This window comes from Thermithiobacillus tepidarius DSM 3134 (assembly GCF_000423825.1).
Classification (GTDB): Bacteria; Pseudomonadota; Gammaproteobacteria; order Acidithiobacillales; family Thermithiobacillaceae; genus Thermithiobacillus; species Thermithiobacillus tepidarius.
Genome location: NZ_AUIS01000031.1, coordinates 1 through 23,854, shown reverse-complemented (window position 1 = coordinate 23,854; position 23,854 = coordinate 1). Strand labels below are relative to the sequence as shown.

At 66.4% G+C, this 23,854-nt stretch carries 22 protein-coding genes; 13 read left to right on the top strand and 9 right to left on the bottom strand.

All coding sequences use genetic code 11. The features are described 5' to 3' along the window. On the bottom strand, positions 1 to 2,110 hold a 2,110-nt coding region (locus G579_RS18355; RefSeq protein WP_155989852.1), incomplete at its 3' end, for a PAS domain S-box protein. A 1,086-nt stretch (positions 2,111 to 3,196) separates the two neighbouring features. On the opposite strand from G579_RS18355, the gene G579_RS0112280 reads away from it, so the two are divergent. Together G579_RS0112280 and G579_RS0112275 are read left to right on the top strand one after the other, a co-directional pair. Then, the gene (locus G579_RS0112280; protein WP_028990417.1) at positions 3,197 to 4,381 is read left to right on the top strand and encodes a pyridoxal-phosphate-dependent aminotransferase family protein; all 1,185 of its coding nucleotides are present in this window, start codon (positions 3,197 to 3,199) and stop codon (positions 4,379 to 4,381) included. Positions 4,382 to 4,462: 81 nt separating this feature from the next. Next, the gene (locus tag G579_RS0112275; RefSeq protein ID WP_028990416.1) at positions 4,463 to 4,921 is read left to right on the top strand and encodes a YiiD C-terminal domain-containing protein; all 459 of its coding nucleotides are present in this window, start codon (positions 4,463 to 4,465) and stop codon (positions 4,919 to 4,921) included. A gap of 14 nt (positions 4,922 to 4,935) precedes the next feature. Here G579_RS0112275 and G579_RS17440 read toward each other — a convergent pair whose 3' ends face one another. Next, positions 4,936 to 5,610, bottom strand: a complete 675-nt coding sequence (locus G579_RS17440) for an NAD(P)H-hydrate epimerase (protein WP_051181571.1) — start codon at positions 5,608 to 5,610, stop codon at positions 4,936 to 4,938. 220 nt (positions 5,611 to 5,830) lie between these two features. Here G579_RS17440 and G579_RS0112265 point away from each other — a divergent pair, with 220 nt between their 5' ends. Next, entirely contained in the window at positions 5,831 to 7,576 is a 1,746-nt protein-coding gene (locus tag G579_RS0112265) for a bifunctional metallophosphatase/5'-nucleotidase (RefSeq protein WP_211218738.1), read from the top strand. A 53-nt stretch (positions 7,577 to 7,629) separates the two neighbouring features. On the opposite strand, the gene G579_RS0112260 is transcribed toward G579_RS0112265, so the two are convergent. Together G579_RS0112260 and G579_RS0112255 are read right to left on the bottom strand one after the other, a co-directional pair. Next, the gene (locus G579_RS0112260; protein WP_028990414.1) at positions 7,630 to 8,637 is read right to left on the bottom strand and encodes a ribonuclease Z; all 1,008 of its coding nucleotides are present in this window, start codon (positions 8,635 to 8,637) and stop codon (positions 7,630 to 7,632) included. 127 nt (positions 8,638 to 8,764) lie between these two features. Further along, positions 8,765 to 9,703, bottom strand: coding sequence for a Clp1/GlmU family protein (locus G579_RS0112255; RefSeq protein ID WP_028990413.1), 939 nt, complete (start codon positions 9,701 to 9,703; stop codon positions 8,765 to 8,767). 77 nt (positions 9,704 to 9,780) lie between these two features. Here G579_RS0112255 and G579_RS18345 point away from each other — a divergent pair, with 77 nt between their 5' ends. From G579_RS18345 to G579_RS0112235, 4 genes are all read left to right on the top strand, one after another. Next, positions 9,781 to 10,548: a hypothetical protein gene (locus tag G579_RS18345; protein ID WP_155989850.1), complete on the top strand. Its 768-nt coding sequence runs from the start codon at positions 9,781 to 9,783 to the stop codon at positions 10,546 to 10,548. A gap of 237 nt (positions 10,549 to 10,785) precedes the next feature. Then, the gene (locus G579_RS0112245) at positions 10,786 to 12,063 is read left to right on the top strand and encodes a bifunctional metallophosphatase/5'-nucleotidase (protein WP_028990412.1); all 1,278 of its coding nucleotides are present in this window, start codon (positions 10,786 to 10,788) and stop codon (positions 12,061 to 12,063) included. Next, positions 12,012 to 12,701, top strand: a complete 690-nt coding sequence (locus tag G579_RS0112240) for a JDVT-CTERM domain-containing protein (protein ID WP_081662775.1) — start codon at positions 12,012 to 12,014, stop codon at positions 12,699 to 12,701. The genes G579_RS0112245 and G579_RS0112240 overlap by 52 nt, the downstream gene beginning before the upstream one ends. 82 nt (positions 12,702 to 12,783) lie before the next feature. Further along, positions 12,784 to 13,857: a PA0069 family radical SAM protein gene (locus G579_RS0112235; RefSeq protein ID WP_028990410.1), complete on the top strand. Its 1,074-nt coding sequence runs from the start codon at positions 12,784 to 12,786 to the stop codon at positions 13,855 to 13,857. Between the two features lie 542 nt (positions 13,858 to 14,399). On the opposite strand, the gene G579_RS17430 is transcribed toward G579_RS0112235, so the two are convergent. Then, positions 14,400 to 15,290, bottom strand: a complete 891-nt coding sequence (locus G579_RS17430) for a tetratricopeptide repeat protein (protein WP_051181566.1) — start codon at positions 15,288 to 15,290, stop codon at positions 14,400 to 14,402. Continuing rightward, positions 15,287 to 17,101, bottom strand: coding sequence for a SulP family inorganic anion transporter (locus G579_RS17425; RefSeq protein ID WP_051181564.1), 1,815 nt, complete (start codon positions 17,099 to 17,101; stop codon positions 15,287 to 15,289). The genes G579_RS17430 and G579_RS17425 overlap by 4 nt, the downstream gene beginning before the upstream one ends. A gap of 409 nt (positions 17,102 to 17,510) precedes the next feature. Between G579_RS17425 and G579_RS17420 the strand changes: the two genes are divergently transcribed. Then, the gene (locus tag G579_RS17420; protein ID WP_051181563.1) at positions 17,511 to 17,777 is read left to right on the top strand and encodes a hypothetical protein; all 267 of its coding nucleotides are present in this window, start codon (positions 17,511 to 17,513) and stop codon (positions 17,775 to 17,777) included. Next, the gene (locus G579_RS0112215) at positions 17,778 to 18,860 is read left to right on the top strand and encodes a sulfite exporter TauE/SafE family protein (RefSeq protein ID WP_028990409.1); all 1,083 of its coding nucleotides are present in this window, start codon (positions 17,778 to 17,780) and stop codon (positions 18,858 to 18,860) included. A 60-nt stretch (positions 18,861 to 18,920) separates the two neighbouring features. Here the strand turns inward: G579_RS0112215 and G579_RS0112210 are convergent, their stop codons facing one another. Beyond that, on the bottom strand, positions 18,921 to 19,511 hold the full coding sequence (locus G579_RS0112210; RefSeq protein ID WP_028990408.1) for a hypothetical protein: 591 nt from the start codon (positions 19,509 to 19,511) through the stop codon (positions 18,921 to 18,923). 185 nt (positions 19,512 to 19,696) lie between these two features. Continuing rightward, positions 19,697 to 20,320 (bottom strand): DsbA family oxidoreductase, encoded by a 624-nt coding sequence (locus G579_RS0112205; protein ID WP_028990407.1) that lies wholly within the window; start codon positions 20,318 to 20,320, stop codon positions 19,697 to 19,699. Between the two features lie 118 nt (positions 20,321 to 20,438). Here G579_RS0112205 and G579_RS17415 point away from each other — a divergent pair, with 118 nt between their 5' ends. Then, on the top strand, positions 20,439 to 20,804 hold the full coding sequence (locus G579_RS17415; RefSeq protein ID WP_038019861.1) for a hypothetical protein: 366 nt from the start codon (positions 20,439 to 20,441) through the stop codon (positions 20,802 to 20,804). Positions 20,805 to 21,314: 510 nt separating this feature from the next. Continuing rightward, positions 21,315 to 21,548, top strand: a complete 234-nt coding sequence (locus G579_RS0112195) for a hypothetical protein (protein WP_028990406.1) — start codon at positions 21,315 to 21,317, stop codon at positions 21,546 to 21,548. 74 nt (positions 21,549 to 21,622) lie between these two features. Here G579_RS0112195 and G579_RS0112190 read toward each other — a convergent pair whose 3' ends face one another. Continuing rightward, the gene (locus G579_RS0112190; RefSeq protein ID WP_028990405.1) at positions 21,623 to 22,510 is read right to left on the bottom strand and encodes a phosphoribulokinase; all 888 of its coding nucleotides are present in this window, start codon (positions 22,508 to 22,510) and stop codon (positions 21,623 to 21,625) included. A 502-nt stretch (positions 22,511 to 23,012) separates the two neighbouring features. Between G579_RS0112190 and G579_RS0112185 the strand changes: the two genes are divergently transcribed. After that, complete coding sequence (locus G579_RS0112185) at positions 23,013 to 23,384, top strand: MAPEG family protein (RefSeq protein WP_028990404.1); 372 nt, start codon at positions 23,013 to 23,015, stop codon at positions 23,382 to 23,384. A 124-nt stretch (positions 23,385 to 23,508) separates the two neighbouring features. Further along, a partial coding sequence (locus tag G579_RS17410) for a cytochrome b/b6 domain-containing protein (protein ID WP_162143003.1) occupies positions 23,509 to 23,854 on the top strand: 346 nt, incomplete at its 3' end.

Sequence of the window (23,854 nt, the reverse complement as noted above, 5' to 3'; positions counted from 1 at the left end):
CCTGCCGCTCGGGTTGCGCGGCATACAGGTTCTCGGCCACCTGCCAGGCGATCTCGCTCAAGTTGACCGTCGCCCAGCGCATCTCGCTGCGCGTCACCTGCGCCAGGCCGAGCAGGTCGTCGATGAGGTGGCTCATGCGCTGGGTGGCGTGGCGCACCCGCTCCAGATAGCGCCGGCCCTCCGGATCGAGCAGCTCGGCGTGGTCCTCCAGCAGCGCCTGGCTGAAGCCGTCGATGGCGCGCAGCGGCGCGCGCAGATCGTGCGACACCGAATAGCTGAACGCCTCCAGCTCCCGGTTCACCGCCACCAGCTCCGCCGTCCGCTCCGCTACCCGCTGCTCCAAAGCCCGGTTCAAGGTCTGGACCGCCTCCTGAGCCTGCTTGCGCTCGGTGATGTCGATCACCACGCCTTCGCAGGCGAACACCCGCCCGCCGTCGCCCCGCAGCAGGGTCGTATAGTCCTCGACCCAGCGCACCTCTCCCGACTTGGTCAAGATCCGGTAGCTTTGCGCGCACGCCGGGCTGCCGCTGCTGAAATGCCGCTGGACCTGTGCCTCGACCTGAGGACGGTCGTCCGGATGGATGATGGCCGCATAATCCAATGCCCCGGAATTGAATGCCTCGACGTCATAGCCGAACTGGGCCACATTGCGGGACACGTACTCGACTGGCCAGCCGCTTTCCGGCCGCCAGCGGAAGGCCACCACGGGGCTGTGCTCCATGATCAAGGCGGCCTGGCGGATTTCCTCCTCGGCCCGCTTGCGCTCGCTGATGTCCTGCACGATGGCGACAAAGACGGGCGGCGTCGCCTCCGTGGACAACTGCAGGCGCACCTCCACGGGGTAGATGCTGCCGTTCTTGCGCCGGTGCGCGGACTCGAACACCACCTGATTGCGTCTGCCGCTGCGCAGCGGCTCGAGCAGTGCCTCGAACTGCTCGATGCTCAGGGGCTTCAACTCCGCGACGGTCATGCCGGCCATTTCCTCCATGGAGTACCCCAGATTGCGCAGCGCCCCCCGGCTCACCTGTAGGAAGCGCAGGGATGCCGCGTCAAAGATGTAGATCTCGTTGAAGGAATTGTCCAGGATGCGCCCGAGCCGTGTGGACAACTCCTCCACCCGCTTGCGCTCCTGCTCGGAAACCGCCTGCCAGCGCAGGGCCAGGCGGTAGATGCCGAATCCGGCCAAGCCCATCAGGGCAAAAATCACGAAGGGCACCTGCACCCGTTCCAGCCAAGCCTGCCACACTGCCCGCATCGGCATGGCCACGAAGGCGGTCAGGGGATAGCCGGACAGCCGATAGTAGGCGCCCAGACGGAACTCCCCGTCGACATCCGTCACACCCTGGTAAGTGCCGCGCACCTGCTCCGGCCGCGCCTTCAGCGCTTGCACCAGTGGTCCCTTGCGCGGCTGCCCGTAGAGGGTGGCCAAATCATCCCCCGGCACCGGCCAGCGGCTTTCCAGATAGCCATCCGCGCGCAGCAAACCCATGGCCGTGCCAGCCGGCAGGGCCACGTTGCGCCAGAGCGCCTGCTGCTGGCTGAGCAGCAAGGTGCCGGACAACACGAACTGCAACCGACCCGAGGCGTCGCGCACCGGATACTGCAGCGGCATGATCCATTGCTTGGAGATGGGGCCGTGCTGCGGCCGCAGCACGTGCAGCCTGTTGCCGGCCATGGTGGCCTGGAACTGGGACCAGAGCTGCGGCGAACGGCGCAGGTGCGGCAATGGCCGCCCCGGCGCCACCAGGGTCGATGCCAGGATCTGGCCGTCGGGCCGGATGAGATTGACGGAAGCCAGCTCCGGGTGCAGTCGCTTGAAGCGCAGCAGCAGCGCGTGCGCCCGCGCCGGCTGCCGCCAAGCCGCGCTGTCCAGCAGCTCCTGGCCCAACTGGTGCTCTGCACGGGCATACTGATCGAAGAACTGGTCCGCCGATTTGGCGGTGAAGCCGCTCAAGCGCAGCAGCATGTCCAGCTTTTCGCCCTTCTCGGCGTACCAGCCGTGCACCCCGTAGAGAAGGGCGGAGAGCAGGAGCAGGCCAGCCAGGAGCCGGAACGACCACGCCAGCGCCCGGGCCGCCGTGCTGGCGGGCGGCCCGCGATCGGGCGGCACGGACCGCGTGCCCGCAAAGGCGCTTGGCCGTACGACCGTCCCTTTCTCGGGAGCTGCGGCATGCTCGTTCACCGGCTGACCTCTCGAAGATCTACCGCGGCGGCGCGCACAGGGCTTCGCGCCAAGCAGTTGCGAATCGGACGTGCAGTGGGTCGGGAATGTTTTTGTGAGAGCCTTGAAAAGTAGCACTTTTTTCGGACTTGCAAAAGAAAGCGATAAGCGCCTCCACCTGGAGCGGGTACGGTGCCGCGCTCAGCTGCAGGAGCGAACCGGTCCGCTCCTATGATTCTCGAATTCCATCCCGCCTTGTCTTTTCTGAAAAACCGCCTATTTACACGATGATCCAAGGCAGCCCTTTATTTGTCCAAGGGCGTTCCGTACAATCGGCCGGCGCGGCCGGCGGCCTGGGTGGGCCTCGCCGGACAGTGGGTACATCATACTCGCTCCCGAGTGGCCATGCATTGCCATAGCCGGCTCCAGAGCTGGAACTTTGGTCTGATTGACTTGTCGAAATTTTCTATAAGAACAGCAAAAAGGGAGATCGTGCAACCATGAACCATGACTAGAGGTAGAAACCATTGAAGAACACGAATCGCAGTAACCGCTCCTTGGCTCTTCTTGCAGCCCCCCTTTTCGCGCTCACCCTCCTGTCCGCTTGCGGCGGCGGGGGCGACGGCTCCACCGCCCAGGCCAGCACCGGCACCACGGGCACCGAACCCACCATGGCGGTCCAACCGGCTCCGGTCTCGCCCAGCAGCCCCACGGCGGGATCCACCCCTAGCGCCAAACCGGCGGCCAATGCCGCGCCCTTCCCGAACGGCGCCTGCCCGGCCTAAGCCGACATCGCGCAGCACTTGAAGGTGCGCCATGGGCTTGCCGCTTGCCTGATACGCAAGCGGCAAGCCCATTTTCTTGCTCCTGGCCCGCGCCATGCCCGCAAGCCGCAGGCGCAACCGGCAAGCGATGCCTCCCCCACCGCAGGGCACCGCGTCGCCCGGGCCGCCCGGCGGTAGCGGTCCAGGCGCATTTAATTTATCCTCACCGCATTCCCGAGTACTGTGCTCAAATAATCAGATGAGGAGACCGATGCGCACCCATTCCTTTCATCCGCCCGTTCGCACCCTCATGGGCCCCGGCCCCTCCGACGTGAATCCCCGCGTCCTGGAGGCCATGTCCCGGCCCACCATCGGCCACCTGGACCCGGTCTTTGTCGACATGATGGAAGAGCTGAAAAGCCTCCTGCAGTACGCCTTCCAGACCGGCAACCAGCTCACCATGCCGGTATCCGGCCCCGGCTCCGCCGGCATGGAAACCTGCTTCGTGAACCTGGTGGAGCCGGGCGACAAGGTGATCGTCTGCCAGAACGGCGTCTTCGGCGGGCGCATGAAGGAAAACGTGGAACGCTGCGGCGGCACCGCCGTCATGGTGGAGGATGCCTGGGGCAGCGCGGTCGATCCGCAGAAGCTGAAAGACGCCCTGCAGGCCCACCCGGACGCCAAGCTGGTCGCCTTCGTCCATGCCGAAACCTCCACCGGCGCCCAATCGGACGCCAAGGCCCTGGTGGAAATCGCCCACCGCCACGACTGCCTGGTCATCGTGGACACGGTGACCTCCCTGGGCGGCACGCCGGTCAAGGTGGACGAATGGGGCATCGACGCCGTCTATTCCGGCACGCAGAAGTGCCTGTCCTGCACCCCCGGCCTGTCGCCGGTGAGCTTCAGCGAGCGGGCCATGGAGCGCATCAAGCACCGCAAGACCAAAGTGCAGAGCTGGTTCATGGATCTCAATCTGGTGATGGGCTACTGGGGCAGCGGCGCCAAGCGCGCCTACCATCACACCGCGCCCATCAACGCCCTCTACGGCCTGCACGAGGCATTGGTGATCCTGCAGGAAGAGGGGCTGGAAAACGCCTGGGCGCGCCACGCCCATGCCCATCGGGCATTGCTGGCCGGCATCGAGGCCATGGGACTCAAGTTCGTGGTGAAGGAGGACGAACGCCTGCCCCAGCTGAACGCCGTCGGCATCCCCGAGGGCGTGGACGACGCCGCCGTGCGCGCGCAACTGCTCCAGGACTACAACCTGGAAATCGGCGCCGGCCTCGGTCCCATGGCCGGCAAGATCTGGCGCATCGGCCTCATGGGCTACGGCGCCAATCCGAAGAACGTGCTCTTCTGCCTGGGTGCCCTGGAAGACGTGCTGAGCCGCATGCGCGCCCCCATCGAGCGGGGCGCCGCCCTGCCCGCCGCCCACGCGGCGCTGGGCGCCGCGTAAGCACCGCAGCGCCGAGCACCGCCCTTCCCCTGAGAGGGCGGTGCTCGCTTGCCCCCCTTCTCACGCACCACGGCTCACTTGATGGACGCCATTCTCCAGGAACTGCAAGCAATCCTGCACCGGCAGATCCCCATCACCCAAAGCATGGGCATCACGGTGGGCGGCCATGCCGGGGACGCCTTGATCCTGCGCGCGCCTTTGCGCGACAACCTCAACCAGAAAGCCACGGCCTTCGCCGGCAGCCTGAATGCGGTGGCGACTCTGGCGGGCTGGGGCATGCTTTTCGTGCTGCTGCGGGAGATGGGGGTGTCCGCCCAGGTGGTCATCCAGGAAAGCACCATCGCCTATCGCCGGCCGGTGACGCGGGATTTCGAGGCCGCCTGCCGACGGCCGGAAGCGCGGGAACTGGAGCAGTTCAAAAAGACGCTGCTGAAGAGAGGCAAAGCTCGCCTGGCCCTGCATGCGGAAATTGCCGCGGACGGCGAGCCGGCAGTGGTCTTCCACGGACGCTACGTGGCCGAACTGGAGGGCACGGCCTGATTGGCCGCTGATCCTCATCTGAACCCGGCGGGCTGCACGCGCTCGAAGACCGCCGCCGGCACCCCCAGGTCGTCGTACAGGATCTCCCCGCAACAAACCGGCCCCGCCTCAAGGAACATGCCGAGCTTGAGCCCGATGAAGGTGACGGTGAGCGCCGCCCGCACTGCCGCGCCCAGCACCGTACCGGTGTCCGCGTGCAGGCCCGAGGGGATGTCCAGGGCCAGCACCGGCATTGGGGCGGCATTGATGACCTCGACCGCCGCCCGCCACGCGCCGGCCAGCGGCCGGTCCAGGCCCGTGCCGAAGAGGGCGTCCACTAGCACGTCCGCGTCCTGCAGGCGCGCGGGCGCGAAAGGCTGGACCGCCACCCCGGCGGCCTGCAGGCGCCGTTGCGCCGCCAGCGCGTCGCCCCGCAGCCGTGCGCCGTCGTCCACCTGCAGCACCGTCACCGTCAGGCCCGCCTCGTGGGCCAGGCACGCCAGCACGAAACCATCGCCGGCATTGTTCCCCACCCCGCAGATCACGGTCACGTGCCGCGCCCCCGGCCACCGGGCACGCAGCCGCGCAAACGCAGCCCGGCCCGCCCGCTCCATGAGCACGGCCCCGGGAATGCCGTATGCTTCGATGGCGATGCGGTCCAGCTCGCGCACCTGATCGGCGCGGTAGAGCTGACGCGGCAGCTCCGTCATACCCAACTCCTTCGGTTCTCTTTGCAAGGCCGATCCCAAGGCGCTGGCCCGTTCGGGGCGCCGGCGTCCCGTTTCGGCCACCGCCCGGCGCACTCCCGCCTGCGCGGGCCGCTAAGCCCCTGAATCGGCTGGAATCGGGCCTTTTCGATGTGTGGCACGATCCGTGCTAATCCATGGCAATGCCATTAGATCTCATTCACATTGCTCAATGGAAGTACGGATGAAACCCCCTATTTTACTGAAACTCTTGCCCCTCCTGGTACTGCTCCTCAGCCAGCCGGCCCTGGCCGGCAGCGGAGAAGTCACTTTGATCCACATGGGCGATCTGCATGGCCACCTGATTCCCCACGCCAACGTGCGCGAGGGAGGCAGCGGCCGCGCGGCGGGGGGCTTGGCGCGCCTCCACGCCCGGATACAGGAAATCCGCGCCCGGGAGCCGCATTCCCTGCTGGTCAACACGGGCGATACGATCCAAGGCTCCGCCGAAGCCCTCTTCACCCGCGGCCAGGCCATGGTCGACATCCTGAATCCGTTCGGCATCGATGCCTACGTGCCCGGCAATTGGGACTACGTCTACGGCAGCCAGCGCTTTCGCGAGCTCTTCGCCGGCCCGGCGCCCAAGGCGAACTGGAACGCCGTCGCCGCCAATCTGTACTACGTCAGCACCGACGAGGATCCCTACACCTTCTTTCCGGAAAGCGCCGGCAAGCGCGTGCTGCCGCCCTACCTCATCAAGCAGGTTGGCAACCTGAAGGTGGGCATTCTCGGCTTCACCTCCGACCGCGGACCGCAGACGGTGGGCCGCATGGTGAGCAAGGGCTTCGTCTTCACCCGCGGCGAGAGCGAGCTGGCGCAGCTCATTCCCATCCTGCGCCAGCAGGAGCGGGTGGACCTGCTGGTGGTCGCCTCGGAGCTGGGCCTGGCCCAAAACGTTCATCTCGCCGAAACCTATCCGGGCATCGACGTGATCCTGTCCTCGGACATGCATGAGGAGACGCGCAAGCCGGTGGTGACCCGCGGCGGCACCGTGATTGTCGAGGAGGGCCAGGATGGCACCCTGCTGGGCGAGCTGAAGGTCAAGGTGCGGAACGGCCGCATGGCTGGCTGGCACTGGCGGATGCACGACATCGACGAGCGCGTGCCGGAAGATCCGCAGGTCGCCGCCCGGGTCAAGGAGGTGCGCAAGACCTTCGTCGCCGGTCCCGATTTCGTGCAGCACATCAATCCCATCAACGGCACGCGCCTGCAGCGGCCCATCGATACCGTGGTCGGCTACACCCAGGTGCCGCTGCATCGCGCCAACTTCACCAACGCCGCCATGCCGGCCGCCATCGAAGGCTCGTCCCATGACTTCCTGACCGACGCCTTCCGCGCCATGGCCAAGGCCGATATCGGCGCCATGCGCGGCTTCCGCTACGGCACCCAGGTGGCGCCGGGGCCGATCCGCATGGAGGACCTGTACCACTTCATGCCCATCGGCGCGCAGATCGGCGTGGTGCGCATCCAGGGCCGCTTCCTGAAGCGGCAGATCGAGAACACCGCCAACGGCGTGCTCGACCCCGACGTGGGCCGCTGGACCGGCGGCTGGCTCTTCAACTACAGCGGCATCACCATGGATTTCGATCCCTACAAGCCCCAGGGCTTCCGGGCCAGCAACATCCGCGTCAACGGCAAGCCCCTCGACCCGGAGGCCATCTACAGCTACGCCGGCTACTGGTATGCCAACGACGCCGAGCTGATCAACGGCTGCGACTGCCCGCAGATACCGGGCACCTTCATCCGCGTGGTCAAGGACGACAGCGGCGAGGCCCTGGACGCCACGGAAGTGGTGGTGCGCTATTTGCAAACTCTGCCCAACAAGACCGCCGACCCGCAGCTGCGGCGCATCCGGCTGCTGAATCCGCTGCCCAAAGCGGCCTTCGGCAACACCGAGCTGCAGCCGCTGCAGGGGTGCAGGCTGCCCTGAGCCCGCTCCGCCTTGCACGGTTCCACCGCCCGGCTCCGGCCGGGCGTTTTGCGTCAGCGGGCGAACGCCGCCTCGGCCTCCTGGCGCAGCAGCGCCTCGCGGCCCAGGTAGCGCGGCGAGAAGTGGAACGGCATCAGCCGCTTGACGCCGGCTTCGCGGGCGAGCAGGCCCGCCTGCCGGGCGGTGAGGTGGTACTTGTCCCGGGCATGCGCCAGGTCCTCATGCAGGAACGGCGTCTCGATGAAGAGCTGGTCCGCCCCCTGCACCAATGCGACGATGCGTGGGGCATTCTCCTCGGAGCAGATGGTGTCGACCACGTAGCCGATCTTCTGTCCGGGCACGATGCGCAGCAGCCGTTCCTTCAACAGCCCCAGCGGCAGATGGCGCTCGCGGAGGCCATCCGCCGCGCGCCACCACACGCGAAACGGGACGTCGTCGGCCAGCCCGCGCGCCACCGCCAGCTTCAGCTCATGCAGCCAGGGACCGACCGGCAGCCCCAGTTCCGCCAGCCGGCTCTTCCAGACGTTGATGTGCTGCTTTTCCTCCAAGGCAAAGCCGAGACAGGGGATGCGGTGATCCAGGAAGGCACAGCGCACCCGAAAGCTTGCCTCGTCCAGGAGCGCGTCATCCTCGATGACAGCGCCGGCCAGGACCTCGCGCCGGAAGCCCGTGCGCACGTGGAAGGCGGCCCGCTGCGCCGTGCCGTCCGGATGCAGCTCGGTCACGGTCAGGGTGAAGTCGTTGGCGTAGTTGTGCACCAGATTCCAGGCGTAGGCGGCCAGCTTGTGCTCCACCTGATCGATGAAGGCCGGCGGGCCGAAGAGCTGCATCCCCTTGTCCCGCCCCAGGCAGATGCGCAGCAGCCGGTCGAATCCCATGAAGTGGTCCATGTGGGTGTGGGACACGAAGACATGGCTGATGCGCAGGATCTTGCGGGGCGGCAGCGGCTGGATCTCGCCCAGGTCGAAGAGCAGGGCCCGCCGCTCGAACAGGAGGTCCACGTACAGCCCGGCGTCGCCGAAGGGCTCATTGACCAGTTGCGGATGGAACAGGGCCCTCATGGCCCACCGCGCGCAGCTTTGCGCTTTCGAACGAGGCGAACGGCACATTCAGCGTACATGGCACCTCCTGCGGAGAGATGATGCAAGCCCGCTTGCCGCGCCGCCGTCGACCCTTGGGCGGACGACATCAGGGGATGGGCGCGGCCCGTTCCAGCTCGCGGCCCTCGGCATCCAGGCGGAGATCGCCCCACTGCACGGCGCGGATGGCCCGCGACGGCACCGGCGTGCGCAGAGCGATGCGGCCCGCGGCGAAATCGATGCCCTGGATGAGCGCCAGCCCCCGGCCGTTGCCGTGCCGATCCGCCAGGCCGCACAGGCGATCGCGCTCGAAGCCGGCCGGCACGCTCACCACGCCCTCCGCCGTCCTTTCCGCATGCACCTGCGCGGGATCATGCAAGGGCTTGCCGGTGAACAGCAGTCCGCGCTGGAACAGCAGAGCACCCAAGGGCAGGACCTGTTCGCAGGCACCGGCGAAATAGCGGCGGAAAGCGGCCTCGCGGGCGGCCCGGCGCTGCGCCGGCGTCTTCGGCACCGCCCTGACCGAGGGCGTCAAATGCAGCACCGGCTGATCGCGGTAGGCCCGGAGCACGGCGGTCAGCTCCGGGCCCCTGGCGATGGCCACGATCACGTCCGGCCGCAGCGCCTCGATGAGATAGCCCGCCAGCACGCGCCCGGCGCCGTGGATCAGCCCGGCGGTGTTGATCACGGTGAATGCGGCCCGGCTCTCGTCCAGCAGACGCCGCGCGCCCACCAGCATGGGCAGCAGGTGTCCCGTCGGGCTGACCGCGCCGACGAAATAGAAGGCCGCCGGCGCGAGCGCAGCCAGCGGGCGCCCGGGCTCGAGATAGCCCAGGGTGATGCAGGCCGGCGGGCCGATGTCCTTCTGCCCCACATCCGCGTCCACCACGGCCGCCGTGCCGCCGGCCGCCAGGATGCGCTGACCGAGGAAGGCGCAGTAACTGCTCTTGCCGCGGTCGACGGCGCCCAACACCAGAATCCTGCCCCGGCGCCGCCGCAGGATGCTGTCCGCCGAGCGCGCCCAGGCCGAAGGCACATCCAGATCCATAGGGGGCCTCGTTCACCGTTGGTCGTCTTATACTAAGCTATCCCTTGGCAACGGGTAAGGCAGGATCCGGCAGACACATGACAAGAATGGCACGCAGCACCGCGCCCGCGTTCGCCCTGCTGGCCCTGCTCCTGCTGTCGGGCTGCACCCGGCTGCAGTACGGCCTGCTGCTGGGTCCCTCCTATCACGGCCTGGAGCGGCTCGCCCCCAGCGTGTACGCGGACCCCGAACTGAGTTCCAGCCAGAAGGCACAGTTGCTCAGGGCCGCCGCAGTGGCCCGCCGGCGCGTGGCCGCCTTCTATGGCGGGCTTCTCGCCAAGCCCACCATCGTGGCCTGCGCCAGCGACGACTGCTACCAGTTGTTCGGCGGCATCCGCGGCCGGGCGGTCAGCCTGCGTTCCCACATGCTGCTGTCCCCTCGCGCCCTGAACGCCACCACCATCAGCCACGAGCTGGCGCACCTGGAGTTCGCCGCACGCCTGGGCCCCGTGCCGGCCTGGCCGGTGCCGCCCTGGTTCAGCGAGGGGCTGGCGGTCCTGATCAGCCAGGATCCCGAGTTCACCCGGGAAAAGTGGCTGGCGGCGACGGCGCGGGGCAGCCGGGCACCCGCCCTGAGTGCCCTGGCTACCCGCAGCGGCTGGCTGCGGGTGACCGGCCCGGGCAGCCACGGCAAGCAGCTTTCCTACGGCACCTCAAAGCAGGAGGTGGCGCGCTGGCATGCCTGGGTGGGGCTGGAGGGCCTGCGGCAGCTCATCGCCGCCCTGCGGGCAGGGGAACCCTTCGAGCAGGCCTATCCTCGCCTGGAACAAGCCTGGGAGGAAGAGCCGTCGGCAAGCCGAAGCTGATGCCTTGCCCCCCCAGCGAAGCGTCAAAAATCCGTCAATCCCCCATTGGTTGCCTTCCCGCCTCTGTACAGCTGGGTTAGGGTAACGCCACCCGCGCGGCTAAGCCCAAAGTACTAATCCCAAAGTTGTACCCTGCCCATTGGAGGTTTGTCTCGGCATCCATCCCCGCCTGACAAGCAAGCTTTCCTCGTAGTCCGCAAGAAACCGTCCTCACCGCCAAAAATCCAGAGGAGCGCTATGAGACGTCTTACGCCTTGTTTTGCCATCCTTTTCCTGATCCTCGCCGCGGTTCCGGCCTTTGCCGCCGGCAACGGCACCGTCACTTTGATTCAGATCGGCGATCTGCACGGCCATCTGGTCCCCCGACCGAACGTCAGAAGCGACAGCTCCGGCCGCCTGGAAGGCGGTCTGGCCCGGCTCTATACCCAGATCCAGGAGATCCGCAGCCGGGCGCGCGACAGCCTGCTCATCAATACCGGCGACACGATCCAAGGCTCGGCCGAGACCCTGTTCACCCGCGGCCAGGCCATGGTCGATGTCCTGAACCGCTTCGGCATCGATGCCTTCGCCCCGGGCAACTGGGATTTTCTCTATGGCACACAACGCTTTCAGGAGCTCTTCTGCCCGGCCAGCCGCAAAGCGCCCTGGCATGCCGTGGCCGCCAATCTCTATTACGACGGCGCCCCTTACGCCGCCTGGAGCGGGCAGCGGGTCCTGCCGCCTTACGAGATTCGCCCAGTAGGCGGCTTGCGCATCGGCATCCTGGGATTCACCACCTTTCGCGGCATTCCCATCCTCAACAGCACAACCCAAGGATTCAAATTCACCCCGGGCGACGCGGAGCTGGCAGAGCTCATTCCCGTGCTGCGCGAGCGCGAGAAGGTGGACCTCGTGGTCATGGTGTCCGAACTGGGTTTGGCCGACAACATCCGCCTGGCGGAAAGCCATCCCGGCGTGGACGTCATCCTGTCCGCGGACATGCACGAGGCCACCATCAAGCCGGTCGTCACGAAAACCGGCACTATCATCTCCGAGGTCGGCCAGGACGGCACTCTCCTGGGCGAGCTCCAGCTCCAGGTCAGCAACGGCAAGTTGAGCAGCTGGCGCTGGCAGGCCCACGTCATTGACGACCGGCTGGCCGAAGATCCCGGCATCGCGGCGCTGGTGCGCGAGGTGCGCAAAAGCTTCGTCAGCGGCCCCGATTTCACCCCGCACATCAACCCCTTCAATGGCAGCGTGCTGAAGCAGCCCCTCGACACCGTGGTCGGCTACACCCAGGTGCCCCTCTACCGCGGCAATTTTTCCACCGAGGGCATGCCCGGGGTCATCGAGGGCTCGTCCCACGATTTCCTGGCCGACGCCTTCCGCAGCATGACGGGCGCCGAGATCGGCGCCATCCGCGGCTTCCGCTACGGCACCCACGTGGCCCCGGTCCCATCACCCTGGCCGATCTCTACCACTTCATGCCCATTGGCGCCCAGATCGCCGTCGGCGAGATCCAGGGACGGCAACTGAAGGCTCAGATGGAAAACGCTGCCGACGGCTCCCTGAATCCGGACGTCAGCATCTGGTCGGGAGGCTGGCTGTTCGGCTACAGCGGCGTCCGGGCCGACCTTCATCCCTACCACAGCGCAGGCAGCCGCTTCTCGAACGTGCAGGTCTTCAACCGGCAGAACCAAGCCTGGATGCCGCTGGATCCCAACGTCACGTATACCTACGCCTCCTACTACTACGACGTCGATCCCAAGCTGGTGAATCTCACACCCGCCAACCACATCCGAGTACTGAAGGATGACGGCGGCCGGCCGCTGGATGCCACCGAGGTGGTGGTACGCTACCTGCAATCCCTGCCCAACCGCACCGTGACCCCGGAGCTGAACCGCATCCGCCTGCTGGATCCCTTGCCGCCGCCCCTGTTCGGCAATCCGGAGATCCAGCCGCTCAAGGGTCTGGATGCGGCCAACGCGCCGCTGCCGGCCGGCGGTCGCCCCCCTCTGCAGCCGGCCAGCAGTGGCAGCGCGGCATCGGGCTTGGCTGCTGGCGGCAGCACGGCGGGCGGCGGCTGCGTCCTCGCTGCCGGGACCAGATTCGATCCCACCCTGCTCGGCCTGCTCGCCCTGTCCGTCCTGTACCTGTCCAGACGCCGGCGCTGACCGGCCCGCACCGGGGCGGCCATAGGCCGCCCTTTTGCTTTGGCAGTCACCGCGGCACCGGGTATCATGTTAAAATCTCCCCATGAAGCCAGCCGATCGCAAGCCCAAGGGCCGCGGCGCCGGCAGCAACCCCGACGGCCGCTACGAATCCCGCACCCGCGCCGCGCTCGACGACGGCTGGGGCAGTTTGGACGCCGAGGCGCCGCCGCTGCGCACCACCGTAGCGATGGATGCGGCGCGCACGGTGATCACCTACAACCGCTCGCCGGACATTCCCTTCGACCGCTCCATCAATCCGTACCGCGGCTGCGAGCACGGCTGCGTCTACTGCTTCGCCCGCCCCACCCACGCCTACCTGGGCCTGTCGCCGGGGCTGGACTTCGAGAGCCGGCTCTTTGCCAAGCCGGACGCCGCCGCCCTGCTGGCCGGGGAGTTGCGCCGGCCCGGCTATCGCTGCCAGCCTATCGCCATGGGCACCAACACCGACCCCTACCAGCCGGTGGAACAGCGCTGGCGCATCACCCGCCAGCTCCTGGAGCTGCTGGCCGCCTGCCGGCACCCGGTCAGCATCGTCACCAAATCGGCGCTCATCGAGCGCGACCTCGACCTCCTCGCGCCCATGGCCGCCGACGGCTTGGCCGAGGTCTTTATATCCGTGACCACCCTCGACCGCGCCCTGGCGCGCCGCCTGGAACCGCGTGCCGCCGCCCCCCAACGCCGCCTCGATACCCTGCGCGCCCTGAGTGCCGCGGGCATTCCCACGGGCGTGCTGGTGGCCCCGGTCATCCCCGCCCTCACCGACGCCGAATTGGAAGCCATCCTGCAGGCCTGCGCCGAAGCCGGCGCCCGTTCCGCCGCCTACGTGCTGCTGCGCCTGCCGCTGGAGGTCAAGGCGCTGTTCCGCGAGTGGCTGCAGATGCACGCGCCGCTCAAGGCCGGGCACGTCATGCAGCTCCTGCGCGAAGCCCGCGGCGGCCGCGACAACGATCCGCGCTTCGGCGAACGCATGCGCGGCAACGGCGCCTACGCCGATATGCTCCGCCAGCGCTTCCGGCTGGCCTGCCGGCGCCTGGGGCTGAACCGGACCGCCATCGAGCTGGATACGGGCCAGTTCCGACCGCCGCCGCGGGATGACGGGCAGATGGAGTTGTTTTGAGCTGAAAAACTGTGTGCCGCGTCAGAAGGGCGAAGCGAACGAGGCGCGGCAGCTGAGCGCAGGTCGGGTGTTGCAGGAGCGAGCTGGCTCGCGATCCACCGTGCCGACGAGCGATCAATCGCGGGCAAGCCCGCTCCCACAATCGGCGGGAGAGGATATCCGGGGGCGCCAACGTGGTACCGTGCCAAGCGCTGGCGGGCTGGCATCCCAGGCTGTAGGAGCGAGCTTGCTCGCGATCAACCGGACCAGCCGCCAAGACCCGCGAATAAACCCGCTCCTAGGGCCACGGGCACCAGCCCGCGGGAGAGAGGTATCAGGGTGGGTCGGCGCGGGACCACAGGGGACTGCGGGCCCGAAGGGAGCAGCAGACAGCTTGGGCCAAGCGCGGCGCAGCCGGGTGTCGGGCTCTGCTCCCTGCCCGCCGTGCCGCGCCAAGTCGATGGTAGCCGGGCAAGCGCCTGTCCGAGCCCGCTCAGCCCAAGCAGCCTCGCTACACCAGGCAGCCCTCGGTCACTGACACCCCGGGACCAAAGCTCAGCGGCTTAGCGCCCCATCCCGCCGCGCACTTCCCGCTCCCGCCAGAAAGCAGCGCGCGCGGCATCAGGGGTAGCGCCAAGCAGCCCCTTCTCGTAGGCTTCCGCCAGCTTGTGCATGGCCAGCCGGTTGCCGTTTTCGGCGGCCTGGGTGAACCAGTAGAGCGCCTGCCGGTCGTTGCGGGCCACGCCCCAGGCGCCGCTTTCGTAGCGCAGGGCCAGCTGGTACTGGGCCTGCGGATCGCCGGCCTGCGCCCGTTTCTGCAACTCGGGACCGGATTGCTGGAAGACCTCGGTGACGTCCGCACTCAGATCGGCCAGGGAATGGAGCAGCTTGATGGCATCGGAATGGCCTTGGGCCGCGGCGCGGTCGAGCCAAGTCTTGCCGCGCTCGAGATCCTGCGGCACGCCGTAGCCGCGGTGATACATGCGCCCCAGCAGATACTGAGCCTCGGCATGTCCCTGGTCGGCGGCCTTACCCAGCCAGTATTCGGCCTGCCGGTAATCCCGGTTCACCCCCCGGCCGTAGAAGTATGCCTGCCCAAGTCGGAACTGGGCATCGGCCGAGCCGCGCCTGGCCGCCTCCTGCCACCAGTAGGCGGCTTGCGTCATGTTCTGCGGCACGCCCTGCCCCTCCGCATAGATCTGCCCCAGCAGATCCTGGGCGTAGGGTTGTCCCGCGCGGGCGGCCTGCTCCAGCCAGTAGAGCGCCTTCTGCTGATCGGCCGGCACGCCGCGGCCTTCGCGATAGATGAGTCCGAGCAGCAGTTGCGCGCCCTGGTTGCCGCGCTCGGCGGCGTTGGCAATCGCCGCGACCTCCTGCGGCGACTCCGCCTGCACGGGCGGCAGCCACAGTCCCAGGGCCGCGGTCAGGATGAGTGCGGAAGCCTTGCCTTTCATGCTTTGCGACTGGCCTGGGTGATGGGGGTGACGGTCGAGCCCGGCAGATCGCTGCTGACGCACTCTTGGAAGATGCGCTTGTCGCAACTGCGGCAGATCTCCCGATTCAGGCGCTCGTAGATGCTGGACAGCGCCTGAGCCTTGGAGCTGAAGATGTTCTCGTCGCCGATTTCCTCCAGATAGCCGCCCTTGCGCAGCACGCTGCACACGCCTTCCTTCACGCCATAGAGATACAGCCCACCGCCCATGCGGCGGCGACGCTTGGCCTCCTGCACCAGCATCTCGGCACCGGCGATGTCGATGAAATTGATGCCATCGGCCATGATCAGCACGTGCTTGTGCTCCGGGTTGATCTCGTCGATCTCCTGCAGCTTCTGCTGCACGTGGTCGACCGCACCGAAGAAGATGGAGCCATCGATGCGCACGATCTTCAGCTGCGGACAGGTCGGCAGTTCATTGGAAGCGACGAAGCGGCGGTTCGCGTCAGCAGCGCTGGGCACCACGTCGCGGATGGCCGGCCGCGAGGTGCGGTTCAGATAGAGCATCAGGGACAGGATGACGCCCACGTAGATGGCGAACTCCAGCTCCACGAAGAGGGTGGCCAGGAAGGTGGTGGCCAGCACGATGGTCTCGGCGCGGCTCGCCTTGAAAATGGCGTGAATGTGGTGGAAGTCGATCAGCCCCCAGGCCACCAGGAAGAGAATGGCCGCCATGGCCGCCACCGGCAGGTAGGCCGCCAGCGGAGCGACCAGCAGCAGGATGGCGCCGAGCATGATGGAGGCGAATACGGCCGCCAGCGGCGTGCGGGCGCCGGCCTCGTAGTTGAGGCCGCTACGGTTGAAGGAGCCGCTGGACGCATAGCTGGAGAAGAAGCTGCCGACGATGTTGGACAGGCCCTGGCCGATGAACTCCTGGCTGCCGTCGATGCGCTGTTCGGAGCGCACGGCGATGGCGCGGGAAATGGACACGGCTTCGGTCAGCGCCAGCATGGTCACGGCGAAGGCGGTCGGCGCCAGCTGCTTGATGGTCTCCAGCGAGAAGTCCGGCGACGACAGGGGCGGCAGGCTGGCCGGCAGGGCGCCGACGGTGCGGATGCCCGTGTAATCGGCGCCGAGCAGCTTGTTGAGCACCAGCGCGAAGATGCTGCCCACCACCATGGCGGCGATCATGTAGGGGATCTTCTTGAAATAACGCTTGACCAGGATGCCAGTGATAAGGGTCACCACCGCCACGGCGGTCACATAGAGGTTGATGTCGCCGATCTGCAGAAAAAGCTCGTGGATGGTTTCGTAGAAGGAGCTGCCGCGCGGGATGTTGATGCCGAAGAAGTTTTTAATCTGGCTGGAGGCGATCAGGATGGCCGCGCCCGCCGTGAAGCCGATCACCACCGTGTGGGAGATGAAGTTGACCAGGGTGCCCATGCGCGCCAAGCCCATGCCCAGCTGGATCACGCCCACCAGAAAGGTCAGGGTCAGCACCAGGGTGATGTAGTGGCCGGTGCCGGGCTCGGCCAGCGGGCTGATGGCGCCGAAGACGACGATGGAAATGGCGGTGGTGGGACCGGAGACCAGATGCCAGGATGAGCCGAAGAGCGCGGCGACGATGGCGGGCACCATGGCTGTGTAGAGACCGTACTCCGGCGGCAGGCCGGCGATGGTGGCGAAGGCCACACCCTGGGGCAGCACGATGATAGCCCCGGTCAAGCCGGCCACGAGGTCCGCGCGCACACTGTCCCGATTGACGTTCGGCCACCAGCGCAGGAAGGCAAAGACCTTGTACAGCCACAGGTTACATGCGAGTACGTCTTTCACGGTAGAGTCCCAATTGTGCTTGCCAAAAGGTCGCGGCATCCAGACAGGAGCCGCGGAAAGGAGCTCGAACCGCCGCAGCGGCACACCGGGCCGATCGCCGGCCCAAGCCTAGCCGTATCCAAGCCGCTGTTTGCAACGAGGTTCCAAGCCGAATGTCTCTGGAGGGGTGATCGTGCAGATCGGCAGGCGGAAAAGCGATCGGACGCAACATAGGCTGGCCAACCCCATCAACCCTGGAATTATCGTCAATATCGCTGGATTGATCAAGTCAAGGTCCGGTCCACCGCCGCTCACGCCATGCGCAGAACCCGGTCATATATAATAATTTTATTAAATATCATACACTTGACATGCCACGATGCGTGGCCTAGCTTCAAACTGTAGACGCCCACCTGCCCACGAGGGGAACATGGTCTCCCGCTATCCCACCACCAAAACCGTCACGCTGGGCCTGCTGAGCCTGGCCCTCTATGGTCTGCTGTACTACTTCGAGGAGCCCATCCTGCGCCTCACCACCCAAGGGGAATGGGCGTTCGTCCTGCCCGTCCTGATCGCCTTCGCCTTCTCCCTCGTGCACGGTGCCTTCACCGGCCAGTTCTGGGACCGGCTGGGCATCCAGGCAAAACCCACGACCACGATTACCACGCCGGAGAGTGCGCACCAGGGGGACAAGTAAATGGAAGACGTGTCGCTGAGCTTCATCGACCTCGACCCCCGGAAGGTCTTCTTCCTCTTCATCGTCGGCTTTGTCGGCGGCCTGGTCAGCGGCTTCATCGGCTCCGGCGGCGCCTTCGTGCTCACGCCGGCCATGATGAGCATGGGCGTCCCCGGCATCGTAGCGGTGGCCAGCAACATCTGCCACAAGTTCCCGAAAGCCTTGGTCGGCGCCATCAAGCGCGCCCGCTACGGCCAGGTGGACGTGAAGCTCGGCCTCATCCTCGGCATCTCCGCCGAGGCCGGGATGCTCTACGGTGCCCACATCCAGGAGTCCATCAAAAAGGCCTTCGGCGATGCCGGGTCCAACCTGTACGTCAGCGTGGCCTTCGTCGTCGTGCTGGGCATCGTGGGCACCTTCGTGCTGCGGGATGCCTGGAAGGTCTACAAGTCGGGCAACACCGACACGCTGGAGAAGGCCGGCAAGCTGGCCCGCTGGGTGCAATCCGTCCACATTCCCGGCACCATGGTGCATTTCAAGAGCCTGAATGCCAAGGTATCCGTGCTTTTCACCATTCCGCTGGGCTTCGCCACCGGTCTGCTGGCGGCGACCATCGCCGTGGGCGGCTTCATCGGCGTGCCGGGCATGATCTACGTCCTGGGCGCGCCGAGCCTGATGGCCTCCGCCACCGAACTGGTCATCGCCTTCGTGATGGGCCTGGGCGGCACCATCAAGTACGCCTGGAGCGGGCTGGTGGACATCCGGCTCGCCATGATCATCCTGGCCGGCTCGCTCTTCGGCATCCAGCTCGGCGCCATCGGCACCACCTACGTCAAGCCCTACATGGTCAAGGTGGTGATGGGCAGCATCATGGTGATCGTGCTGCTCAGCCGCGCCCTGGTGGTGCCCGTCTACATGGGTCAGCTCGGCATGATCGAACCGCTGGCGCCGTCCCTGGAGACGACGCTGAAGAGCGTCAGCTTCGTCGTCATGGTGATGGCCCTCACCCTCGGCGCGACCATCGTGCTCTACGCCCTCTGGCATGGCCGCCGGGCCCATCTGCGCCAGCATCAGGTGCTGCAGGAACCGGTGGCGGCCGATTAACGCCTGCCGCACAAAAACGCCGGCCATGGGGCCGGCGTTGTGTCTTGCGGAGTGCCACGCTCACATGAGCTTGCGGCTGCTTTCCGCGCTGGCTTGGCCGAAGGCGGTCTTCACATCCATCTTTTCCTCGGGCGGCGGCAGCACCGCGTCCAGGCCCAGGGACTCCATCCACAGTTCGCGCGCCCAGCCCTTGGTGTGATAGAAGTGGCGGTCCTCGTCGTCCTCGACGCGGTCATGGGCATCGCGCAGCACCTTCCCTTCCGGATCGTCCAGCTTCTTCATGAGATTGCCGACGAGCGTCCAGTTTTGGTGATCCTTCATTTCGCCGTGCAGCACGGCCTCGGCGGCGACGAGCTGGGCCTGCATCGGATCACCGGCCTCCAGGGCCATCTCCATGCTTTTTACCAGAGACTCGGCCATGGCGCGCTGGATTCTGCGGCCCGCGGTCTCCCGCTCCGGATCGAGACCCAGGTTGAAAAACACATCGCGCACGATCTGCTCGTGCCGGCGGGTTTCCTCCAGATATTTCTGCCATTCCTGGCGCAGGTCCTCGTTCTGGACGCAGCGCAGAGCGGTTTCATAGATCTTCTGACCGCCTATCTCCACTTCCAGAACCTGATACAGCAGCTCTTCCATTCGACTCCGGTTCATGACGACCCCCAATGGTGCATTGAAATGCAGCGGATTCAAAAGTGATGCCCGCCCGGGCATGCAGCCTAGGCGGGCATGACGGCCCAGGGTGGCCGCGGGCGTCCTGCCGGACGCCGTTGCGAGAGTTTAGACCGGCCCCCCAAGTGAAGTTCGCCGGCGCCGGACCTAAGTCTGCCCGGCGCGGGCTACAGATGTTGCTGCAGCACCGGCAGCAGGATTTCGAAGGGCTGGGAACCGACCACCCGATCTCCCGTCGCCGGGTCGCCCGTCGCCGGTCCGATCAGCATGCTGGGCACCGAACGGATGCCCAACTGCTCCGCCAACGCCCGATCCGCCTGCACCTTGGCCGTGTACTGCCCGGCCTCCAGGGCAGCCTGCAAGCGGGCCGGCTCCAGATCCACCGAAACGGCCGCCTCGAGCAGCACGTCCAGATCGTCCAGATCCCGCCCGTCCTCGAAAAAGGCGCGGAACAGGGCCGTGTGCATGGCCTCGTGACGGCCCGCATCGCGCGCGAACTCGGCCGCCTCCAGGGCGCGCCGGCTGCGCGGCTGCATCGGCGGGAGCCGGAGCCGCATGCCGCGCTGAGCGGCCATCGGGTAGACTGCCCGCTCCCAAGTGCTGCGCAGGTACTCACCCTGGGGATCCAGGGTCGGGACCGGGTAAGGCCGCAGCTCGAAGGCGCGCCAGTCGATCTGCACCTGCTCCCCAAAAGTGTCCCGCACCTGCTGCAACACCGGCAGCTCCAGGTAGCAGAATGGACAAACATAATCACTCCAGACGGAAATCCGCACTGTGGCTGCATTTGGCATGGGGTTCCTCCATGGGCCGATTTCGAATTCCGTTTTTTGGAAACGTGTGCCGATACGGGGTAGACAGGAAAAGCGCACTATAATTTTCAAGGTACCACACCGATGAAGAGGCACATGCATGAGCACCACCATCACCATCCATGGCAAAGCGCTGCAGGTGCGCTGGACCTATGCAGCAGCCCACGCCTTGGCGAAGCGGAGCACCCCTTTGCTGGCGGAAATGGAGCTTTACTTCAGCTGTCTCATCCGCAAGCGGGTCCGATTCAAGGAGCCGACGCCAGCGGACGGCGCCGTCGCCGTCAACGAGCACCTGAGCGTCAGCTTCCGCCCGGTGATGGCCCAGCACTGCGGACTCGACTTCGAAAGCGACGAACCGCCGCTCACCGACTTTCCCATCGCCCGGCCGGATGCCTTCATGCCGCGCTGGCTGCGCATCGACTACCAGAACGGCCAGTGGTCCGGCGAGTACGGCTACGAAGAGTGACGGCGGGCTGAACTTCGCCGGTGGCGAGGGTCAAAAAGCGTATGCGACAGGCTGAGCGCGGACCGGGTGAGCCAAGGGCAGAGGCGCCCGCAGGACCTGCGCCCTGCGGCGGCGGCAAGGGCTTGCAGGAGGGGGGCGGGGCGGGCGCCACGCCATCGCTGCCCCGGCAGCGAGCTGGACCGTGCTGGTTCACGACATGCAGGAGCGAGCTGGCTCGCGATTTTTGGCATGTCGGCACGATGGATCGCGGGCCAGCCCGCTCCTACGCTCGGACGCAGCAGGCGGAGGGCTTGCGAAGTGCCGGTGCCGCCGCGAACGAACCCCGGGCGCGGCAAAACGAGCGCAGCGAAGTTTCGTGAGCGCAGCGAAAGCGACCAAAGGGAGCGGCAAAGGCAGTTGCCGCCGGGCAGCCCCCGACATCCAACTCCCCGCGGGCACAGCCCGCTACGACTCCATGCATCTTGGGCTGCGCCAATGTCAGCCCCCCAACCGACACGAGGAGCCACCCTCATGATCTGCGTATGCGAAAGCGAAATACTGCTTTACCAACTCCATCTCTACACCCGCCGCCTCCACCCCGGGGCGTCCTTCGACGAACGCGCCCTGCGCGATGTCCTGCAGGCGGCGGGGATCACGGCCATGCGGCAACTGTTCGCGCTGGATTCCGATGCGCGCCGGCACTTGGCCGCGGCGGTGCTGAGCCGGCTGCCAGATCTCGCCACGCTGCGGCATCGCGCGGCCTGACCCGCCGGCGCTCCGCGGCCGCCGCAAACAAAAAAAGCCCCATCCGGTGTGGATGGGGCTGGTGGCCTTGCGGCCTATTTATTCTTGTTTTCCATCATCTGCTCGATGATGGGGGTCAGAATGATCTCCATGGCAAAGCCCATCTTGCCGCCCGGGATCACCAGCGTGTTGGGCCGGGACATCCAGGAGTCCTTGATCATCTGCTGCAGATAGGAGAAGTTCTGCTTCTTGGGCTCGCGGAAGCGGATCACCACGAAGCTCTCGTCCGGCGTAGGGATGTCGCGGGCGATGAAGGGGTTCGAGGTGTCGACGATGGCCACGCGCTGGAAATTGATGTGCGTGCGCGAGAACTGGGGCGTGATGTAGTTCACGTAATCGGGCATGCGCCGCAGGATGGTGTCCACGGTCGCCTCGGCGGAATAGCCGCGCTCGGCGGCATCGCGGTGGATTTTCTGGATCCATTCGAGATTGACGATGGGCACCACGCCCACGCCCAGGTCCACGTAGCGGGACACGTCCACGGTGCCGTTCTTCACCAGGCCATGCAGGCCCTCGTAGAACAGCAGGTCGGTACCCTCGGGGATGTCCTCCCAGGGGGTGAACTCGCCGGCCTTGAGGCTGGTGCCCAGGCGGCTGTTGTGGAGCTCCGCTTCCTCGTCGCTGTGCAGGTAATAGCGCTTCTTGCCGCTACCGACCTCGCTGTAAGTCCTGAAAAGATCCTCGATTTTGTCGAAGTGGTTGGCCTCCGGGCCGAAATGGCTGAAGTGGCGATTGCCGTCGCCCTCGGCCTTCTTGACCGCTTCCCGGAACTCGGCGCGGTTCAGGCTGTGGAAGCTGTCGCCTTCCACGACCGCCGCGTTGAGCTTCAGCCGCCGGAAGATGTGCTCGAAAGCGCGCTTGACCGTAGTGGTGCCCGCACCGGAAGACCCGGTGACCGCGATAACGGGGTGTTTCCTCGACATTCAAATCTCCTGTTAAGTAATGACAAGCCGGGACAAAGACGTAAAACATTCCTGGAGCGCAAAGGCGCTGCTTCCGGACCGCCGCTTCCCGTGTTCTCTGGTGATTCGTTGTTCTGTTGTCCAGATATGAAGGCGATTGCCGCGATTCAGCGAGTTCTGCCGCGTTCCCGGCAGAATCGGAAATTCACCGCTTAGGATGGACAGGCGGGCATTCCAGTGTTCGACCGATCATTCCATCAGCCCCGGGGCGGGGGGTTCGCCGCATGCGGAAACGGCGCCGTCATGGAAACTTGGGCGGGAACTTGCACTTGCCCGACGGCCCATGCCCGTGGCCAAGCTGCGCCTTGGGCAGCTTCGGACACCGCACGCCGTCGGCTGTCATTTCTCCTGGCCAGCCACAGCAACATCCAAACTTTGTAACTATAATCCCTTTGGGTGGGATCAACAATAGATGTGCAAAAACGCGCCCACCGATACCCGGCGGCGCAAAACGAGGAAAGACATGACCATTGCCTACTGGAGCATACTGGCGGCCGCCCTGTTGCCCTACTTCGCGGCCGTGGCGGCGAAAGCTGGTTCGGCTTACGACAACCGGGCGCCGCGGGCGCAACTGGCCCAGGCCACGGGCTGGCGGCAACGGGCCAACTGGGGGCAGCTCAACGCCTTCGAGGCCTTCGCGCCCTTCGCGGCCGCAGTCATCGTCGCCCAGCAACTGCATGCGCCCCAGGATCAGATCGACGCCCTGGCGCTCGTCTTCATTGCCATGCGGGTGCTGCACCTGGCTTTTTACATCCTGGACCGGCCGACGCTCCGCTCGCTGGCCTGGACGGTGGGCTTCGCCTGCGTCATCGGACTCTTCGTCATCGCGGCCTGAAAGCTGTCGCGCGACTTGCGGCCGATGCGCCAAGCACCGGCCACTGACATACTGCCCAGTGCGGCGCTGCGGTGCCGCCGCCGGCCCAACCCAGCATCGAGATAGACTTTTCCGGAGGACAGAGATGGTCCAATTCACGGCTGCCCGCGCCGGCTACGACCCCACCACGCGCTGGCTGCACCTGGGGCTGGCGCTGGCCGTCACCTACCAGCTCTTCATCAGCCTGGTCATGGAGGGCCCGGAGCCCGGCGAGCCGCTGCGCGGCATGGACGCCCTGATCTTCGAAAGCCACGAATGGGTCGGCGTGGCAGCCTTCGTCCTGGTCCTGGCGCATCTCGTCTGGAGCCTGGTCGGCCCGGCGCCGGTACGCTGGAGCACCATGCTGCCCTTGCGGGCGGCGCAATGGCGCGCGCTGAAAGCCGATCTGCAGTCGCTGCGGCGCCTGCGTCTGCCCTGGCGCGAGGAGCACA

Bases quoted from the DNA above. Each gene is read 5' to 3' on its own strand.
- G579_RS0112195 (WP_028990406.1), top strand. From the start codon at position 21,315: ATGATCTGCGTATGCGAAAGCGAAATACTGCTTTACCAACTCCATCTC.
- G579_RS17415 (WP_038019861.1), top strand. From the start codon at position 20,439: ATGAGCACCACCATCACCATCCATGGCAAAGCGCTGCAGGTGCGCTGG.
- G579_RS0112240 (WP_081662775.1), top strand. From the start codon at position 12,012: ATGCCCATTGGCGCCCAGATCGCCGTCGGCGAGATCCAGGGACGGCAA.
- G579_RS17430 (WP_051181566.1), bottom strand. From the start codon at position 15,290: ATGAAAGGCAAGGCTTCCGCACTCATCCTGACCGCGGCCCTGGGACTG.
- G579_RS17440 (WP_051181571.1), bottom strand. From the start codon at position 5,610: ATGACGGAGCTGCCGCGTCAGCTCTACCGCGCCGATCAGGTGCGCGAG.
- G579_RS0112245 (WP_028990412.1), top strand. From the start codon at position 10,786: ATGAGACGTCTTACGCCTTGTTTTGCCATCCTTTTCCTGATCCTCGCC.
- G579_RS0112210 (WP_028990408.1), bottom strand. From the start codon at position 19,511: ATGAACCGGAGTCGAATGGAAGAGCTGCTGTATCAGGTTCTGGAAGTG.
- G579_RS0112275 (WP_028990416.1), top strand. From the start codon at position 4,463: ATGGACGCCATTCTCCAGGAACTGCAAGCAATCCTGCACCGGCAGATC.
- G579_RS0112260 (WP_028990414.1), bottom strand. From the start codon at position 8,637: ATGAGGGCCCTGTTCCATCCGCAACTGGTCAATGAGCCCTTCGGCGAC.
- G579_RS0112280 (WP_028990417.1), top strand. From the start codon at position 3,197: ATGCGCACCCATTCCTTTCATCCGCCCGTTCGCACCCTCATGGGCCCC.
- G579_RS0112235 (WP_028990410.1), top strand. From the start codon at position 12,784: ATGAAGCCAGCCGATCGCAAGCCCAAGGGCCGCGGCGCCGGCAGCAAC.
- G579_RS0112255 (WP_028990413.1), bottom strand. From the start codon at position 9,703: ATGGATCTGGATGTGCCTTCGGCCTGGGCGCGCTCGGCGGACAGCATC.
- G579_RS18345 (WP_155989850.1), top strand. From the start codon at position 9,781: ATGACAAGAATGGCACGCAGCACCGCGCCCGCGTTCGCCCTGCTGGCC.
- G579_RS17420 (WP_051181563.1), top strand. From the start codon at position 17,511: ATGGTCTCCCGCTATCCCACCACCAAAACCGTCACGCTGGGCCTGCTG.
- G579_RS0112215 (WP_028990409.1), top strand. From the start codon at position 17,778: ATGGAAGACGTGTCGCTGAGCTTCATCGACCTCGACCCCCGGAAGGTC.
- G579_RS0112190 (WP_028990405.1), bottom strand. From the start codon at position 22,510: ATGTCGAGGAAACACCCCGTTATCGCGGTCACCGGGTCTTCCGGTGCG.
- G579_RS0112205 (WP_028990407.1), bottom strand. From the start codon at position 20,320: ATGCCAAATGCAGCCACAGTGCGGATTTCCGTCTGGAGTGATTATGTT.
- G579_RS0112185 (WP_028990404.1), top strand. From the start codon at position 23,013: ATGACCATTGCCTACTGGAGCATACTGGCGGCCGCCCTGTTGCCCTAC.
- G579_RS0112265 (WP_211218738.1), top strand. From the start codon at position 5,831: ATGAAACCCCCTATTTTACTGAAACTCTTGCCCCTCCTGGTACTGCTC.